The organism is Chachezhania antarctica (assembly GCF_003646465.1).
Lineage (GTDB): Bacteria > Pseudomonadota > Alphaproteobacteria > Rhodobacterales > Rhodobacteraceae > Chachezhania > Chachezhania antarctica.
In genome coordinates this window covers 39,991-55,471 of record NZ_QZEX01000005.1, presented here as the reverse complement: position 1 = coordinate 55,471, position 15,481 = coordinate 39,991, and the positions used below count along the sequence as shown (strand labels likewise).

The 15,481-nt window shown below is 66.2% G+C and carries 15 protein-coding genes; 9 read left to right on the top strand and 6 right to left on the bottom strand.

Features of this window, described 5'->3' with window-relative positions; all coding sequences use genetic code 11:
* Positions 1-93: 93 nt before the first annotated feature.
* Both D4754_RS11165 and D4754_RS11160 read right to left on the bottom strand, forming a co-directional pair.
* Complete coding sequence (locus tag D4754_RS11165) at positions 94-1,242, bottom strand: acetoin utilization protein AcuC (RefSeq protein ID WP_240453848.1); 1,149 nt, start codon at positions 1,240-1,242, stop codon at positions 94-96.
* Positions 1,239-2,351, bottom strand: coding sequence for an AI-2E family transporter (locus D4754_RS11160; protein WP_121063540.1), 1,113 nt, complete (start codon positions 2,349-2,351; stop codon positions 1,239-1,241). The genes D4754_RS11165 and D4754_RS11160 overlap by 4 nt, the downstream gene beginning before the upstream one ends.
* 242 nt (positions 2,352-2,593) lie before the next feature.
* Here D4754_RS11160 and D4754_RS11155 point away from each other — a divergent pair, with 242 nt between their 5' ends.
* The 4 genes from D4754_RS11155 (at position 2,594) to D4754_RS11140 (ending at position 6,421) form a co-directional block, all read left to right on the top strand.
* Positions 2,594-3,643, top strand: a complete 1,050-nt coding sequence (locus tag D4754_RS11155; protein ID WP_163025881.1) for an AI-2E family transporter — start codon at positions 2,594-2,596, stop codon at positions 3,641-3,643.
* Positions 3,644-3,690: 47 nt separating this feature from the next.
* Complete coding sequence (locus D4754_RS11150) at positions 3,691-4,557, top strand: YihY/virulence factor BrkB family protein (RefSeq protein WP_121063536.1); 867 nt, start codon at positions 3,691-3,693, stop codon at positions 4,555-4,557.
* A 341-nt stretch (positions 4,558-4,898) separates the two neighbouring features.
* On the top strand, positions 4,899-5,315 hold the full coding sequence (locus D4754_RS11145; RefSeq protein WP_121063534.1) for a CopG family transcriptional regulator: 417 nt from the start codon (positions 4,899-4,901) through the stop codon (positions 5,313-5,315).
* Between the two features lie 26 nt (positions 5,316-5,341).
* Complete coding sequence (locus tag D4754_RS11140) at positions 5,342-6,421, top strand: extracellular catalytic domain type 1 short-chain-length polyhydroxyalkanoate depolymerase (RefSeq protein ID WP_121063532.1); 1,080 nt, start codon at positions 5,342-5,344, stop codon at positions 6,419-6,421.
* Positions 6,422-6,456: 35 nt separating this feature from the next.
* On the opposite strand, the gene D4754_RS11135 is transcribed toward D4754_RS11140, so the two are convergent.
* Together D4754_RS11135 and D4754_RS11130 are read right to left on the bottom strand one after the other, a co-directional pair.
* The gene (locus D4754_RS11135; RefSeq protein ID WP_121063530.1) at positions 6,457-7,158 is read right to left on the bottom strand and encodes an RlmE family RNA methyltransferase; all 702 of its coding nucleotides are present in this window, start codon (positions 7,156-7,158) and stop codon (positions 6,457-6,459) included.
* A gap of 77 nt (positions 7,159-7,235) precedes the next feature.
* On the bottom strand, positions 7,236-7,865 hold the full coding sequence (locus D4754_RS11130) for an NAD(P)-dependent oxidoreductase (RefSeq protein WP_121063528.1): 630 nt from the start codon (positions 7,863-7,865) through the stop codon (positions 7,236-7,238).
* Between the two features lie 72 nt (positions 7,866-7,937).
* Between D4754_RS11130 and D4754_RS11125 the strand changes: the two genes are divergently transcribed.
* The 5 genes from D4754_RS11125 to D4754_RS11105 all read left to right on the top strand — a co-directional run bounded on the left by D4754_RS11125 (position 7,938) and on the right by D4754_RS11105 (position 12,419).
* Entirely contained in the window at positions 7,938-8,525 is a 588-nt protein-coding gene (locus D4754_RS11125; protein WP_121063527.1) for a TetR/AcrR family transcriptional regulator, read from the top strand.
* Between the two features lie 389 nt (positions 8,526-8,914).
* Positions 8,915-9,658, top strand: a complete 744-nt coding sequence (locus D4754_RS11120) for a sulfite exporter TauE/SafE family protein (RefSeq protein WP_121063525.1) — start codon at positions 8,915-8,917, stop codon at positions 9,656-9,658.
* Between the two features lie 300 nt (positions 9,659-9,958).
* Positions 9,959-11,005, top strand: coding sequence for a gentisate 1,2-dioxygenase (gene gtdA / locus D4754_RS11115; RefSeq protein WP_121063522.1), 1,047 nt, complete (start codon positions 9,959-9,961; stop codon positions 11,003-11,005).
* A gap of 21 nt (positions 11,006-11,026) precedes the next feature.
* Complete coding sequence (locus D4754_RS11110) at positions 11,027-11,728, top strand: fumarylacetoacetate hydrolase family protein (protein WP_121063520.1); 702 nt, start codon at positions 11,027-11,029, stop codon at positions 11,726-11,728.
* A 214-nt stretch (positions 11,729-11,942) separates the two neighbouring features.
* Positions 11,943-12,419, top strand: coding sequence for a GNAT family N-acetyltransferase (locus D4754_RS11105; protein WP_121063517.1), 477 nt, complete (start codon positions 11,943-11,945; stop codon positions 12,417-12,419).
* On the opposite strand, the gene D4754_RS11100 is transcribed toward D4754_RS11105, so the two are convergent.
* Together D4754_RS11100 and D4754_RS11095 are read right to left on the bottom strand one after the other, a co-directional pair.
* On the bottom strand, positions 12,416-13,015 hold the full coding sequence (locus D4754_RS11100; RefSeq protein ID WP_121063515.1) for a nucleotidyltransferase family protein: 600 nt from the start codon (positions 13,013-13,015) through the stop codon (positions 12,416-12,418). The genes D4754_RS11105 and D4754_RS11100 overlap by 4 nt on opposite strands.
* Positions 13,012-15,420 carry a GcvT family protein gene (locus D4754_RS11095; protein WP_121063513.1) on the bottom strand — a complete coding sequence of 803 codons (2,409 nt, stop codon included), beginning with the start codon at positions 15,418-15,420 and terminating at the stop codon, positions 13,012-13,014. Before D4754_RS11095 ends, D4754_RS11100 begins: the two co-directional genes overlap by 4 nt.
* Positions 15,421-15,481 lie beyond the last annotated feature (61 nt).

The following is a 15,481-nucleotide window of genomic DNA, read 5'->3' as shown; positions in this document are numbered from 1 at the left end:
GGCGCGCGCGGGGCTGCCCGCCCGCCCACCCCCGTCGGATCGCCTGCGCGATCCTCCTTGCCGCCCCGCGCGCGCCGCGGGAGCCTTGGGGTGTCAGTGATAGATGTGAAGACGCTTGCGCAGGGTCGTGACGGTGTCGCGGAGGTCTGGGTGGATCTCTCCATCGCGCCTGTGGTCGGCCAGCGTGGTGAACCAGTGTTCGGGCGGGTTGCGTCCGGCGGCGCGGCGCCAGGTGAGGGTGCGGAGGATCTGTTGGGCCTCCGCGGGGAGTGCGTCGTCCGGGCCCGGAATCTCGGCGCCCGAGAGCGTGGCCCAGACGCCTGTCCAGAGGCGGCCCACCGACCACGGGTTGTAGCCGCCGCCGCCCAGCACCAGCATCCGTGGCGCAAGCGCGCCTAACGCGCGGACCGCGCGCCAGTGGGACCCGTTGGAGAGCGCCAGCCGGGACAGGGGATCTTCCAGCACCGCGTCGGCGCCGCATTGCAGGACGATGGCGTCGGGGCGGTGGTCGGCCACGGCGGGCAGGATCAGGTCTTCCAGCACGTAATCGAAGCCGGTGTCGTTGAACCCGCGTGGCGCGGGGATATTGAAGGCCACGCCGCCGGCGGTATCGTCGACCGTGCCGGTGAAGGGCCAGCGCTTTGCCTCGTGGATCGAGACGATGCGGATTGCGTCGTCGCCGACAAACGCGTCTTCGACCCCGTCGCAATGATGGGCGTCGATGTCGACATAGGCCACGCGGGAAAGCCCCAGCGCGCGAAGCCGTTGGATCGCCAGCACAGGATCGTTCAGGTAGCAGAATCCGCCCGCGCGGTCGGCATGGCCGTGATGCGTGCCGCCGCCGGGATTGTAGACGACGCCTCCATTCGCGATCAGCTCGGCCCCCAGAAGCGAGCCGCCGGCCGCCGTGGCCGGGCGGCGGTACATCAGCGGATGGACGGGGTTGGACAGGGTTCCCAGGCCGTGACGCTCGCGGTCGTCGGGCGCCAGCGACTGGCTGGTCTCGGCACGGAGGAGCGCGTCGAGATAGTCGCGCGTGTGGAAGGTTCGCAGCGCCTCGGGCTTGGCGCGCGGGCTGGTGAGGTAGACGGACCCCGGCAGCCAGCCCATCGCGCGGGCAAGTGCCATGACCGTCGGCACGCGCGGTATCGCCAGTGGGTGAGCCCCGTCATAGCTGGGCCGTGCGTAGATCTGGCTGCCGATGAAGCGCGGCGGCGGCATGTCTGGCGCGGGTGCCGTCATTCCTTGTCTTTTTCCTTTCCCATTGCCTGCGCCGGCGTCAGCAACAACCCCCGTTGCGACAGCAGGATCGCGACGGGCCGTGTCGCGGGAATGTGCGAGAAGACGATCAGGATGCAGACCGTCAGCGGCACCGACAGGAAGGCGCCGGGAATGCCCCAGACGGCGGTCCAGAACATCAGCGACAGTACGACCATGAAGGACGACATGTTCAGCGACCGGCCCAGCAGCGTGGGGTCGAGCACGTTGCCGATCAGGAACTGCACCGTACCGCAGCCGAAGACGACGATCAGGAACGGCGTGATCGTGTCGAACTGGACCAGCGCCATCAGCGCCGGAAAGATGACCGCCACGATCGAGCCGATGGTCGGGATGAAATTCAGCGCGAAGGTCAGCACGCCCCAGGTTTCGGCGAAGTCGAGCCCGATGAGCTTGAACACGGGATAGCTGATCCCCGCCGTCAGCAGGCTGAGAAAGGACTTGATCGAAAGATAGCGCTGCATGCTGTAGGCGATCGCCTCGAGCAATTCCGAGATGTCCGACCCCGTCTTGCGATCGGCGGCGGCAAGCTGGATCTTGGCATTGAAGCTGCGCCGTTCGGCCATCATGAAGCCGGAATAGATGCAGATCAGGAAGAAGGTCGACAGGAACGCACCGGCGCCCCCTGCGGCCGTCAGCGCGAACTGCGACGTGTCGATGTCTATGACCAGGCCGCGGAACATGTCGGCCAGGTCCTCGCCCACGAGACGTGCCAGCCGTTCGAGCGTGGAATCGAATGGCCCCTGGTACTTGGGCAACTCGCTGACGAGTTCCGATGCCTGGGTGGCGAGGATGCTTATGACAGACAGAAGCCCCGCGCTGACGAACCCGAGGCTCACGAGATTGGCGAACCACCTTGGAACCTGAAGCGGACCGATGCGGATCGCGCGGATCCGGTCGCTGACCGAGATGATCAGCACGAAGGCCAGCACCGCCAGAACGAGGGGAACAAGGAAACCCGCGCCCGATCCCAGCCCCCAGATCGCAAGGGTGCCGATGATCAGGACATCGCGGCACAGGCGCAGCCCGTCGGCGCGCTTCTGTTCGGCGATGAAGGAGTGCGGATCGGTCATGATGCGCGCCGTTGGCCGATGGGCATGTCGGCAAAAGCGTTGTTGATCGGGTACATCTGGATCCTTGCGGGCAATGAGTTGCTGCGCGGCGCGTGGCGCTTTGATATTGCGACGATGTTGCAGCGGGCCGCGCCAAGGCGCAAGCGAACATAGGTGGGGCCGCAGGCAGGGCCAAGCAGGGGCAGGGCATGAGTACATCTTCCGGCGAACCGCCAAGACGCCCTGGGCAAGACGCCGATTCCGTGCGCTGGATCGTCCTGATGCTGGTCACGGTGCTGATTTCCGCGATCTTCGTGCGCATGGTGGGGCATCTCCTGCTGACGCTTCTGCTGGCGGCGATCGTGGCCGAGATGCTGGGCGGTGTTTTTTCGCGCGCGCTCAGGCTCACGGGGCAGCGGCGCGGGCTGGCCGGCATGCTGACACTTGTAGCGTTCGCGCTGGCCGTCATCGTGCCGTTGATCGGGGTGATCTCTCTTGCGGCCGAACAGGCCACGTCGATGGTCACGGATATCCGCGGCGTGCTGGCCGAGGTCACGGCCGACAGCGCGAGCGGCAAGTTCCAGCTGCCCGACTGGGTGCCGTATCACGACTGGCTGTCCACGCAGATGAACGATGCGCTGGCAAAGCTGGGGGACATTGTCCGCCAGATCGCGGCGTTCCTGCTGAATTCGGTCTCGGCCCTGACCCGGGGCGCGGCCGAGTTCTTCCTGCATCTCTTCGTCTTCATCTACGCGTTGGCGTTCTTCGTGCAGATGAACGTCCCGCCGATCCTGCAGGTGCTACGCCTGTCCGGTCTGCGGCCCGAGACGCAGGAGCGGCTTTACGACCGGATCGTGACGACAAGCCATGCCACGCTGAAGGTGATGTTCGTCATCGGCATCCTGCAGGGCGCGCTGGGCGGCTTCAGCTTCTGGGCCGCGGGAATTGAATCGCCGGCCTTCTGGACGGTGATCATGATCGTCTTCGCGATGATCCCGGGGCTTGGCGCGCAAGGTTTCGTCTTCGGCGCCGCGATCTATTTCGCCATCGAAGGCGACATGATCCGCGCGGCTGCGCTGGCCGTCTGGGCCACGGGGATGGCGGTGGTGATCGACAACATGCTGCGCCCGGCGCTGGTGCGGCGCGACAGCGGGCTGCATGACGTGCTGCTTCTCGTCTCGACGCTGGGGGGCCTTGGCTTCTTCGGCGCACCGGGGCTGGTGCTGGGCCCGGTTCTGGCGGGTATCTTCGTGGCGATCTGGACCGACTGGGCCGAGGTCAATGCCCGAGACGCCACAGCCGCCGAAGAATGACCGGCCCGGCAGGTCACAACCGCGCAAAGGATGATACGGTCGGACGCATGCGCAAGGTGAAATCGGATGTGATCTTCTGGCTCTGGGCCTTCTGGCAGGCGTTCCTGCGGTTCAACGCGACGAACGGGCTGGTCTTTTGCAGCCATCTCGCGATGTCGCTGCTGCTGGCGCTGTTCCCGTTCATCCTGTTCATCGTCTCGCTCGCGGCTTTCCTGTCGCAGAACATCCCCGTATCGGGGGTGAACGCGCTGATCTTCGGCGCCTGGCCGGAAGAGATCGCCGAGCCCCTCACGACCGAAGTGCGGTCCGTCGTCGAAGGCGCCTCGCCGGGCTTGCTGACCTTCGGCGGGCTGGTGGCGATCTACTTCGCCTCGAACGGCGTCGACGCGATCCGGCTGGCGATGACCGGCGCCTACCGCGAGGTCGACCCGCGCCCGTTCTGGAAGACCCGGCTGATGGCGATCCTGTTCGTGATCATGGGCGCCGTGGCGGTGATGGCCGCGGTGACGCTGGAACTTGCGCTGCCCATCTACCTGAAGTTCTTTCAGGAGGATTTCCCGGTCCAGATGCTGGGCTGGGTGAAGCCGGAATACCTGCGGGTCATGAACTCGGTCATGACGGTGATCGTGCTGTTCCTGGCCGTGTCGGCCTTCCACAAATGGCTGCCGGGGCACCGCATCCGGCTGCAGCAGATCCTGCCCGGCGTGGTGCTGACGCTGGTGCTCTGGGCTATCGGAGGCACCGTTTTCGGCTACTACATCGCCCATTTCGCGACCTACAACGCCACCTATGCCGGACTGGCCGGGGTGATCGCCACGCTGATCTTCCTCTACGTGATGGCCGCGATCCTGATCGTGGGGGCAGAATTCAACGGGGTGTTGTTGAAGGAAAAATGGAAGGCACAGGCAGAGTAGCGTATCGGGTCGCGGATGCTTTGGCGGCCTCGTCCCGGCGAAAACTGCTGGTCCATCGGTCGGACGGGACTGGTCATTGACGGCACGGTGCCGGGGCCCAGCGAAGCGGGTGGGGAGCGTCCGTTCTTACGCAGTGGCAAACCCCTTCCGCGTTCTGCCCCTTTCGCCGTACTGCTGAACCCCAAAGCAACGACCGTTGATAGACGTCCGTCCGTGCCCTGTGCACAGGCGACGCAGGGCAGTGCGGGCGTACGCTGCCCTTTCGTGGTCATTTCCGCCGGCCGCACTTGCAACCTTCCTAGGAACATCCATATACCATCCATGTAGATGGAGAATTTGCCATGGCCGAGATAAGACAGATCAGGGACAAGCAGCCCGATAACGAGAAGATCACCATCAATCTTGGCTTCGTCGACCTCGGCCGCATCGATCTTCTGGTGCAGGAGGGGTTCTATTCGAACCGGAGCGACTTCATCCGGACGGCGATCCGCAAGCAGCTCGACACGCATGGAGAGGCCGTCGACCGCTCGATCGAGCGCCATACCATGGAGCTCGGCCTCAGGGACTTCGGACGGGCGGAGCTTGAGCAACTTCGTGCGGCGGGAGAGGTTCTGCATATCAAAGTTGTGGGCCTGGCCCGCATCGGCTCGGACGTCACGCCCGATCTCGCCCGGGCGACCATCGGCTCGATCACCGTTCTCGGCAGCCTTCAGGCTTCTGCGGACATCAAGAAGGCCCTGGCCGACCGCATCCACTAGCGGCGGCCCTCACAAGGACGCAACAGATGATCAACTTCAACGCCGGCGCCTGGCGCCCGGCGGCCGGGCAAACGCGCGCCACGCAACTTGCCGCCGCCAACGACCTCGTGACCCGGACCCTTGCCCAGCACGGCCTGACCGCCGGACCCATGGCCGGGTTGCCCGCCGGTGGCGGCAGCGACGCGCTGCCGACCGCGCTGTCCGGCCTGATGGCCCGCCTTCAGCCCAACGCGCCCCCGGCATCCGCGCCCGAGGACCTGCCGAACGGGGCGCTTTTTGCAGAAGGCACGTTCACCTGCGCCGCGGGAACGCGTCGCTATCGCACCTATGTTCCCGCCTCGGCGGCAGAGGGTGTCACCGGGTTGGTCGTCATGCTCCACGGTTGCACCCAGACGCCGGAAGATTTCGCCAAGGGGACCGGGATGAACGCCCTGGCCGAGCGGCATCGTTTCATCGTCGTCTATCCGCACCAATCGCGCGGCGACAACGCCCAGTCTTGCTGGAACTGGTTCAGCCGCGGGGATCAGCAGCGCGACCGTGGCGAGCCTGCCATTATCGCGGGTCTGACCCGCGAGGCCATCGCCGACCATGCCATTCCCAAGGGCAAGGTCTTCGTCGCGGGCCTGTCGGCCGGGGCCGCGATGGCCGTCATTCTTGGCGATACCTATCCGGATCTGTTCAAGTCCGTGGGCGCCCATTCCGGTCTGCCCGCGGGGGCTGCGCAGGACGTCCCCTCCGCCTTCGCGGCCATGGCCGGACGCGTGATCGAAAGCGCTCCGGGTAAGGCTGCCACGCGCACCATCGTCTTCCACGGCGATGCCGATGCCACGGTGCACCCATCGAACGGCGAGCGTATCGTGCGGCAGGCTCTTGATGGCGGCCCGCGGCAGAGCCTTCAGACCGAGGATGAGGGCACGTCGGGCGGCCGGACCTATCGGCGCTGCACGACTTACGACGAAGCAGGTACGGAAGCGGTCGAACACTGGGTCGTCGAGGGCCTTGGACACGCATGGTCCGGCGGTCAGACGACGGGCAGCTATACCGACCCGCAAGGCCCGGATGCGAGCACGGAGATGGTCCGCTTCTTCTTCAGTGCGTCCACCTGACAGACGGGCGGGGGCAGCCGAGCGTCAAGGCTGCCCTAACCCCGAAACCCCATCGCCACCACGAACTTCTCGGAACTGTCCGACCGCGACGCGGGTGGCTTCACGTTGGCGACCTTCTCGAACTTCTGCTTCAGCACCTGTTGCAGGTCGCCCTCGGCGCCGCCGGCAAGGACCTTCGCCACGAAGGTGCCGCCCGGGTCCAGCACGTCGAAGGCGAAGTACGCCGCCGCCTCGCAGAGCGAGATGATGCGCAGGTGGTCGGTCTGCTTGTGGCCGGATGATTTGGCCGCCATGTCCGACATCACCACGTCCGCCGCACCACCCAGCATTTCGCGCAGGCGGGTGTCGGCGCCGTCGGCCATGAAGTCCATCTCCAGCAGTTCGACGCCCGCCACCGGTTCGACCTCCTGAATGTCGATGCCGATCACGCGGCCCTGGGGCTTGTTCTGCATCTCTCCCAGCGCGTTCACGCGCGGCACCGCCACCTGCAGCCAGCCGCCGGGGGCGCAGCCAAGGTCCACGATGCGGCCGCCGGGTTGCAGGAAGTGGTAGCGGTCGTCCAGTTCCATGATCTTGAACGCGGCCCGCCCGCGAAAGCCTTCGGCCTTCGCGCGGTGCACGTAGGGATCGTTCAGTTGCCGCTGCAGCCAGCGGGTGGATGAAAGCTTGCGGCCGCGGGCTGTCTTGACCTTGACTTTCAGATCGCGCTGGCCGCGGCCGGACGTGTTGCGGGCCATAGGGGGTCACCTTGGAAAAAAGGGCGGGGGCTGAACTTGCCTAGCGCCTTGCGGCCCCCGCCTCAAGCCCCGTGGCATCAGGTGGAGATCGCGACAGGGCGGTGCAGGTAGGTCAGATCGGTGACCTGGCGCGACAGGAACCCCGCCAGATCGGCGCGCGGGATCTTCAGTTTCAGGCCGCGGACCATCGGGCCGAAGCCGGTCTTGTACTGCCCGGTGGCCGGATCGTCGGTGAAGGCCGCGGGCCGGACGATGGTCCAGTCGAGCCCCGAGGCCTGGACCAGCTGCTCCTGCAATTCATGCTCGCGGTGGACCTGTTTCAGCAGGAAGCCGAACATTACCGTCTTCCAGAAGACATCGAGGTTCGCCCAGCTGTCGCCCGCGCCCAGCGTCGACTGGCAGATCAGCCGCCGCACGCCGTGGTCATGCATCGCGCGTATCACGTTCAGCGTGCCCCTGGACCTGATCCGGCTGGTGATCGAATTGCCCGCGCCAAGCGCCACGACAACCGCGTCCTGCCCGGCCATCGCGGCCGAGACCTGCGCGGCGTCCAGCGCGTCGCCGGCGACCCGGGACAGCGCAGGGCTATCCGTATCCAGCCGTTCGGGATGGCGGGCGAAGGCGGTGACGTCATGGCCGTCCGCCAGCAGCGTATCGACAACTTTCGACCCGACAGAGCCGGTCGCACCGAAAATGATGATCTTCATGGGTTTCCCTCCGAAACTGAACTTGACACCGTGTCAAGTTGACATGCTGTCAAGTGGCGTGCACTTTACATCATGTCAAGTGAGAATCAGACGACCCGCCTTCGTATCCTGACCGCAACGCTCGATCTGCTGCAGGGCGGGTCGAAATCGGTCCGCATGTCGGACATCGCGCGCACGGCCGGGATCAGCCGGCAGGCGCTGTACCTGCATTTCTCGACCCGGGCCGAGCTTCTGATCGCCGCGGCGCGCCACCTGGACGAGGTGAACGAGGTCGACGCGCGGCTGGAACCCAGCCGCACGGCGGAAACAGGGCGGGCGCGGCTGAAAAGCTGGGTGGAGTCCTGGGGCAATTACATCCCCGAGATCTGGGGCCTGGGCGAAGCGCTGGCAGCGATGCAGCACACCGACGCCGACGCGGCCGAGGCGCTGGCCGACCGGATGCGTGCCGTGCGCGACGGCTGCGCCGCGGCGGTCGCGGCTTTGCACCGCGACGGGGACCTGACGCCGGACCTGTCCGCGACCGAGGCGACGGATCTGCTGTGGACCATGCTTTCGGTCGGAAGCTGGCGGCAACTGCGTTTCGACTGCGGGTGGAGCCAGGCCGACTACGTCGCCCGCATGACGCTGGCGGCAGAAAAGGCGCTAATCCGCGCGCCCTAGACGATTGTTGGCCAGTGCCCGCAGTTGGCGGGGAGAGCGGGAGTTTTCCACGTTCCCTGACGGCACGAAACCTTGATGGAAAGCGCCGGGGTTTCGTGCAGTTTCTGCGTGAAGCGCGCACACGTTGAGGTGCCGCAGGGCGTTATGGCGCAGGGGCCGGGCCATCCTCCGGCCTGTCCACGGCTTTGCCCACAGGCCCCGTGCTGATCGCGGCGGGAAAGCCGGGGCAATGTTCTTCTTCCACAAGAACATCCACAGGGTCGACATCGCGGAACGCCCGTTCTCTGGCCCCGCGGGGCGCGGCTTGTGGCCGGAGGGCCGCCGCGCTAGGCATCGTCCCGGTGGCGGGTGAAGGGCACGGCCATGCAGATGGATGCGAGGCTGGGGCCATGACGCTCACCGAATTTGCGATCATCGCGGTGGCGATGGCCCTGGGCGGGCTCGTCAAGGGCGTGACGGGGGCCGGCGCGCCGGTGATTGCCGTTCCGGTGATCGCGGCGGTGCTGAGCCTGCGGGATGCCGTGGCGATCATGGCGCTGTCGAACCTCGTGTCGAACCTCGTTCAACTGTGGCAGTTCCGCGAGACCCGCATGCGCGGCCCGCTGCCGTGGATCCTGGCGGCTGCCAGTTTTGCCGGGGCGTGGATCGGCACGGAAATGCTGGTGAGCCTGCCGGCCGAGGCTTTGATACTGGGTCTGGCCGGGATCGTTCTGATCTATGTTCTGCTGCGTCTGGCGCGGCCCGGATTTCATCTGTCACTGCCCCTTGCCACGAAGCTGGCCGGTCCGGCAGGTCTCGCGGGCGGTATCCTGCAGGGGGCGGTGGGGCTGTCGGCGCCGGTGTCGATCACGTTCCTGAACGCGTTGCGGCTGGAAAGAGCGGTTTTCGTGCCCACGATCTCGCTGTCCTTCGTGGCGATGTGCCTGAGCCAGGTTCCCGTGCAGATCTCCCACGGGCTTCTGACCTGGCCGATTGCGGCGGTCAGCATGGCCGGGCTGGTGGGGCAACTGGCGGCGATGTCGCTGGGGGGACGACTGGCGAAGAACGTCTCGGCCCAACTGTTCGACCGGATCGTGCTGGTCCTGCTGGTGGCCATGGCGCTGCGGATGGTCTGGCAGACGCTGGCCGGTTGACCGGGCCGGACCCGGTCGGGCCGGGCGGGGGCAAGTTTCCCTTTTGTCGGGGCTTTCCGGGGCGTTGAAAGGGGGCTCTGCCCCCGCCGCCCTTCGGGCGACTCCCCCGGAGTGTTTCGGAAGTGAAGAAGGGGGATCGTTCCGGGAAGCGGTGCGTTTCGGATATCAAAACTCTTTCCGCCTGTCGAAAGGCGCGATAGGTTTCGGGAGCAGGGAGGAGACGCGTTGCCACGGCGAAGGCAGGCTCTGACCGGTTCGAAACCGGCCTGCAAACTGTCGCCAAAGGAGGAGGAGACCCCGATGGCTTTCGAGACCCCGAGCGAGACGCCGGAGCGCCGCGCGTTCTACGACTCCATCGACCCCGAGAACATGACCGCGCTGTGGTCGGTGATGGCGGGCATCATCACGCCGGAGCCCACCAGTGGCTGCAAGCCCCATGCCTGGCGCTACGACACGGTGCGCGAGAAGCTGATCGAGGCCTCGGCCCTGATCTCCGCCAAGGAGGCCGAGCGCCGGGTGCTGATCCTGGAGAACCCCGGCCTGCGCGGGCAGTCGCGGATCACGACGTCGCTTTATGCCGGTGTCCAGCTTGTGATGCCGGGAGAAGTCGCGCCGGCGCACCGCCACAGCCAGTCGGCGCTGCGCTTCGTGCTGGAAAGCGCGGGCGGTGAGACGGTGGTGAATGGCGAGGTCACCAACATGCAATACGGGGATTTCGTGATCACGCCGCATTGGCAGTGGCACGATCATGGCAACGACACGCAGGATCCTGTCCTGTGGCTCGACGTGCTGGACATTCCCATCGTGCAGTTCTTCGACGCGTCCTTCGCCGAGGGCATGGGCGAGGATCAGCAGAAGCGCGACACGCCTGAAGGGGATTCACTGGCGCGCTACGGGGCGAACATGCTGCCGCTGGGGTACGAGAAGAGCACCCCGGCCTCGCCGATCTTCAACTATCCCTATGATCGCTCGCGCGAGGCGCTGGAGCGGATGAAGGCGGCCCGTGAATGGGATCCCTGCCACGGTCTGAAGATGCGCTACGTGAACCCGGTGAACGGGGACTGGGCTATGCCGACGGTGGGGACCTGCCTGCAGCTTCTGCCCAAGGGCATGAAGACCGCGCCCTACAAGTCGACCGATGCGACGGGCTTCGTGCCGGTCGAGGGGCGGGGGCGGTCGTGGGTCAACGGGCAGGAGATCACCTGGGGTCCGCGGGATGTGTTCGTCGTGCCGTCGTGGCACGAGGTGGTGCACGAGCCCGAGGGCGAGGCCGTTCTGTTTGCCTTTTCCGACCGGCCCATTCAGGAAAAGCTGGGACTTTTCCGCGAAGCCCGCGGCAATGCCTGACGACAAGGGACGAATGACCAGATGACCGACTATGTATTTCCGCCGCATCCACAGGCTTCGGTTGCGGTGAAGGGTTCGGGCGCGCGGTTCCCCGTGCGCCGGATCTTCTGCGTGGGCCGCAACTATGCAGCCCATGCGCGCGAGATGGGGCGCGATCCGGACCGGGAGCCGCCGTTCTTCTTCACCAAGCCTGCCGATGCGGTGGTGGATAACGGTGTGACCGTGCCGTACCCGCCCGAGACCGAGAACCTGCAATACGAGATCGAGCTGGTCATCGCCATCGGCAAGGGCGGGCGCAATATCCGCGCCGAGGATGCCTATGGCCATATCTTCGGCGCGGGCGTGGGGCTGGATCTGACGCGCCGCGATCTGCAACTGAAGGCGCGCGAGATGGGGCGACCGTGGGATTGGGGCAAGGGCTTCGACATGTCGGCGCCGATCACCGCGATCACGCCCTGGGCGGATGTACCGTCGGTCGAGGCCGGGCGGATCTGGCTGGCGGTGAACGGTGAGGTCAGGCAGGACGGCGATCTGGCGGAACAGATCTGGGACGTGCAGGAACAGATCGCGATCGTGTCGCGGACGATGGCGCTGGAAGCGGGCGACCTGATCATGACCGGCACGCCTGCGGGCGTGGGGCCGGTCGTGGCGGGGGACGTGATCACCGGCGGGGTTGCCGGGCTGGACGAGATCCGAACGGAGATCGGGCCGCGCGAAAGCTGAGAGAGGTTCGTGCGAGCTTTGGTATCGCCGTTCCGTCGGACCGTTTTCTGGTTGGATGGGAATGCCGCTGCCCCACCGCGCCCTCGCGGGCCCACCCGCCCGCCCGCGACGTATCCTTCGGATCCGACGCGCCCGCTCGGGCGCGGTGGGGCGGGTTGTGTTGACCTTTGCAACTGGTCCGGCAATTGGGTTCACCTGACGGAGCGGGGTGCGTATGGACAGTATTATCATTCGGCCGCTTGTGGCCACGGACGGGCCAGCGGCGGGCGAGGTGTTTTTCGACGCGGTCCAGCGTGGCACCATGGCAGAGTACACTCAGGAACAGCGCGATGCCTGGGCCGGGGCGGTGCATGATCCGGAAGGCTGGACCGACCGGCTGGACGGCGTCGATGGCTTCGCCGCCGAAGCAGACGGCCGGGTGGTCGGGTTCATGACCATCGATGCGGATGGCCATGTCGACCTGGCGTTCATCCGGTCGGATGCGATCGGGCAGGGTGTGGGCCGACAATTATACGACGCGGTGGAAGACAGGGCGAAGGCGCTTGGCGCCACCGTCATGACGACCGATGCCAGCCTGAAGGCGCGGCCCTTCTTCGAACGGATGGGCTGGCACGTTGTCCGGGAACAGAAACCCGTGCGGCGGGGCGTCGAACTGACGAACTTCCGGATGGAGAAGGTTTTGACCGCCTAGCGGTTCCGCCACGTGTCCCAGGCTTCGGGGGTATCGAGATCCAGCGTAGCGTGGCTGCCGGGCAGGGGGATCAGGTGGACCTGATCCTTGTGCGCTCGGACGATGCTTTGGGCGCCGGTATCGCCGGTGAGTGCCAGAAGATCCGGGAACAAGGTGGCCGAGAAGGCGACGGGATGGCCGGGGCGGCCGTCTGTGTCCGTTGCGCGCCAGATCGGGTGATCGGGGTTCCGCGTGATGGCCTGTTTCATCGTGCGCAGATCGTCGGCGGTCAGCTCCGGCAGGTCCGCCAGCAGGATCATCGCGGCATCGACCGGGGGGAGCCCCGCGATGGTGGTGCGGAGGCTGGCGTTCATGCCTTCGGATGCATCGGGCACGGATACGGGCAACACGTCCAGCCCCTCGACGCAGTCCCAGCGGGTCAGGCCGAAGGGGCTGTTCCGGTCGGGCAGGGCGACGATGACCGGGCCGCCGGCCGCCAATGCTCGGACGGCCATGAGATGGAGGAGGGGCTGGTCCCCAACCCGCTCCATCAGCTTGTCGCGTCCTTCCATGCGGGAGGACGAACCGGCCGCCAGAAGAACGGTCGCGATCCTCATCCGCGCATGCGTGCGCCGTCGGGATCCCACAGGGCGCCGTCGACCAGTTTTGCCGGGCGCATCTGGCCTAGGATCTCGATTTCGACGTCCAGTCCCGGGGCGATGCTGTCCACCGGCAGGAAGCCTTGCGCCACCGACTGGCCCGTCCAGTGCGAATAGCCGCCCGAAGTGCAGAAGCCCACGACCGCGCCGTTCAGCCAGATGGGTTCGTAGGCCTGCACGTCGGCATCGTCGGCTTCGACCACGAAGGCGCAGAGCTTGCGGGCCGGGCCCGCGGCGCGCTCCGCCTCCGCAGGGGCGCGACCGATGAAATCGGCGTCCTTCTTCCACGCGATGAACCGGTCGAGCCCCGTTTCCGCCGGCGTGTAGTCGGGCGAGAATTCGGACATCCACGACCCGAAGAACCTGTCGAGCCTGAGCGACATCATCGCCCGCATCCCGAAGGACTGCATCCCGTGGGGCTGGCCAGCCGTCCACAAGGTGGACCAGAGTTGGCGTTGGGCAGTGGCGTCGCAGAAGATCTCGTACCCCAGGTCGCCGGTATAGCTCACGCGCTGAACAAGGCAGTCGGTCATGCCGACGATGAGGCGCCGTATGTCCATGAACTTCATGTCCGAGATATCAGACCTTGTGCAGGCCGCCAGCACCTCCCGCGCCTTGGGTCCGGCGATCTGGAAGCCGGTGCGGCTGTCCGAGATGTTGTCCACCCGCACGCCGTCGGCCGCGTTCATGTCGAACCAGCGCATGTGGAACGCCTGCGCGCCGTAGGACGCGGTGACCTGGAATTCCGTCTCCGACAGGCAGGACACCGTGAAATCCCCGATCAGCTTGCCCTTGGACGACAGCATCGGCGTCAGCGACAGGCGGCCCGGTTTCGGGATCCGGCCGGCCATGATGCGGTCGAGCCACGCGCGGGCGTTCGCGCCCGTCACCCGGTACTTGCCGAAATTGTGGGTCTCGTTGATGCCCACCGCCTCGCGCACGGCCTTCACTTCGCGGGCCGTGGCGTCGAAGGCGTCGGAGCGGCGGAAGGATGGGGTCTCATAGGTCGGCTCATCGCCTTGCGCGAAGTAGTTCGCGACTTCGAGACCGAACTGCTGGCCCCAGACCGCGCCCATCGACGTGAAGATGTCGTACATCGGCGTCGTGCGGTTGGGGCGCGCGGCGGGCAGTTCCTCGTTCGGGTAGGAGACGGAAAAGCGCTTCTGGTAGTTCTCGACCACCTTGGGGAGGGTATAGCCGGGCCCGATCCAGTCGCCGAAGCGGGCGACATCCATCGCGAAGACATCGCGTTCGGGCTCGCCCTCGATCATCCATTGAGCCAGCGTCAGACCCACGCCGCCGCCCTGGGAGAAGCCCGCCATCACGCCGCAGGCGGACCAGTAGTTGCGCAGGCCCGGGACGGGGCCCACCAGCGGGTTGCCATCCGGGGCGAAGGTGAACGGGCCGTGGATCACGGATTTGACGCCCGCGCGTTCGAGCACGGGGAAGCGGTTGTAGGCGAAGGCGACGCTGTCGGTGATCTTGTCGAAATCGTCCGGCAGAAGTTCATGGCCAAACGTCCACGGCGTGCCGTCGACGGCCCAGGCTTCGGCCTGCTGTTCGTAGAAACCGATGCACAGGCCCCGGCCTTCCTGACGCAGATAGCTTTCGCCGGCCGGGTCCATGACATGGGGATGTTCGGCGTCGCGCTCGTAGATCTCGGGGATGTCTTCCGTCACCAGGTACTGGTGCGCCATGGGATGCAGCGGAAGGTAGACGCCCGCCATCGCGCCCACTTCGCGCGCCCACAGCCCGCCGGCGTTCACCACGTGTTCGGCATGGATCGTGCCCTTGTCGGTGACCACATCCCACGTCCCGTCAGGGCGCTGATTGGTCTCCTTCACCATGCAGTGGAGCTCGATCTCCGCCCCGCCCATGCGGGCGGCCTTGGCATAGGCCTGCGTGGTGCCGGAGGGATCGAGATGGCCGTCCAGCGGATCGTAGAGCCCGCCGATCACGCCCTGGGTGTTGGTGATGGGGGCGATCTTTGCGATCTCCTCGGGCGAGACGATCTCTGTCTCCAGCCCCATGAACCGGTGCTTGGCGCGTTCTGCCAGCAGCATATCGAACCGGTCGCGGTTGTCGGCAAGCGTCACTCCGCCCACGTGGTGCAGACCGCAGGAGAGGCCGGTGAGTTCTTCCAACTCGCGATAGAGGCGGATGGTGTAGCCCTGCAGCGCGGCCATGTTCGTGTCGCCGTTCAGGGTGTGAAACCCGCCCGCGGCATGCCATGTGGAACCGGACGTCAGTTCGGACCGTTCCAATAGCATGACATCCGACCAGCCGAGTTTCGTCAGATGATACAATACGCTGCAGCCGACGACACCGCCGCCAATGACGACAACACGGGTGGTGGTTTTCATGAAATGCTCCGCTAGAGTTGTTGCAGCGACCATTCCGGGGGACAGGGTCTTGAGCAAGCTG

Bases quoted from the DNA above. Each gene is read 5' to 3' on its own strand.
- D4754_RS11165 (WP_240453848.1), bottom strand. From the start codon at position 1,242: ATGACGGCACCCGCGCCAGACATGCCGCCGCCGCGCTTCATCGGCAGC.
- D4754_RS11160 (WP_121063540.1), bottom strand. From the start codon at position 2,351: ATGACCGATCCGCACTCCTTCATCGCCGAACAGAAGCGCGCCGACGGG.
- D4754_RS11150 (WP_121063536.1), top strand. From the start codon at position 3,691: ATGCGCAAGGTGAAATCGGATGTGATCTTCTGGCTCTGGGCCTTCTGG.
- D4754_RS11145 (WP_121063534.1), top strand. From the start codon at position 4,899: ATGGCCGAGATAAGACAGATCAGGGACAAGCAGCCCGATAACGAGAAG.
- D4754_RS11140 (WP_121063532.1), top strand. From the start codon at position 5,342: ATGATCAACTTCAACGCCGGCGCCTGGCGCCCGGCGGCCGGGCAAACG.
- D4754_RS11135 (WP_121063530.1), bottom strand. From the start codon at position 7,158: ATGGCCCGCAACACGTCCGGCCGCGGCCAGCGCGATCTGAAAGTCAAG.
- D4754_RS11130 (WP_121063528.1), bottom strand. From the start codon at position 7,865: ATGAAGATCATCATTTTCGGTGCGACCGGCTCTGTCGGGTCGAAAGTT.
- D4754_RS11125 (WP_121063527.1), top strand. From the start codon at position 7,938: ATGTCAAGTGAGAATCAGACGACCCGCCTTCGTATCCTGACCGCAACG.
- D4754_RS11120 (WP_121063525.1), top strand. From the start codon at position 8,915: ATGACGCTCACCGAATTTGCGATCATCGCGGTGGCGATGGCCCTGGGC.
- gtdA (WP_121063522.1), top strand. From the start codon at position 9,959: ATGGCTTTCGAGACCCCGAGCGAGACGCCGGAGCGCCGCGCGTTCTAC.
- D4754_RS11110 (WP_121063520.1), top strand. From the start codon at position 11,027: ATGACCGACTATGTATTTCCGCCGCATCCACAGGCTTCGGTTGCGGTG.
- D4754_RS11105 (WP_121063517.1), top strand. From the start codon at position 11,943: ATGGACAGTATTATCATTCGGCCGCTTGTGGCCACGGACGGGCCAGCG.
- D4754_RS11100 (WP_121063515.1), bottom strand. From the start codon at position 13,015: ATGAGGATCGCGACCGTTCTTCTGGCGGCCGGTTCGTCCTCCCGCATG.
- D4754_RS11095 (WP_121063513.1), bottom strand. From the start codon at position 15,420: ATGAAAACCACCACCCGTGTTGTCGTCATTGGCGGCGGTGTCGTCGGC.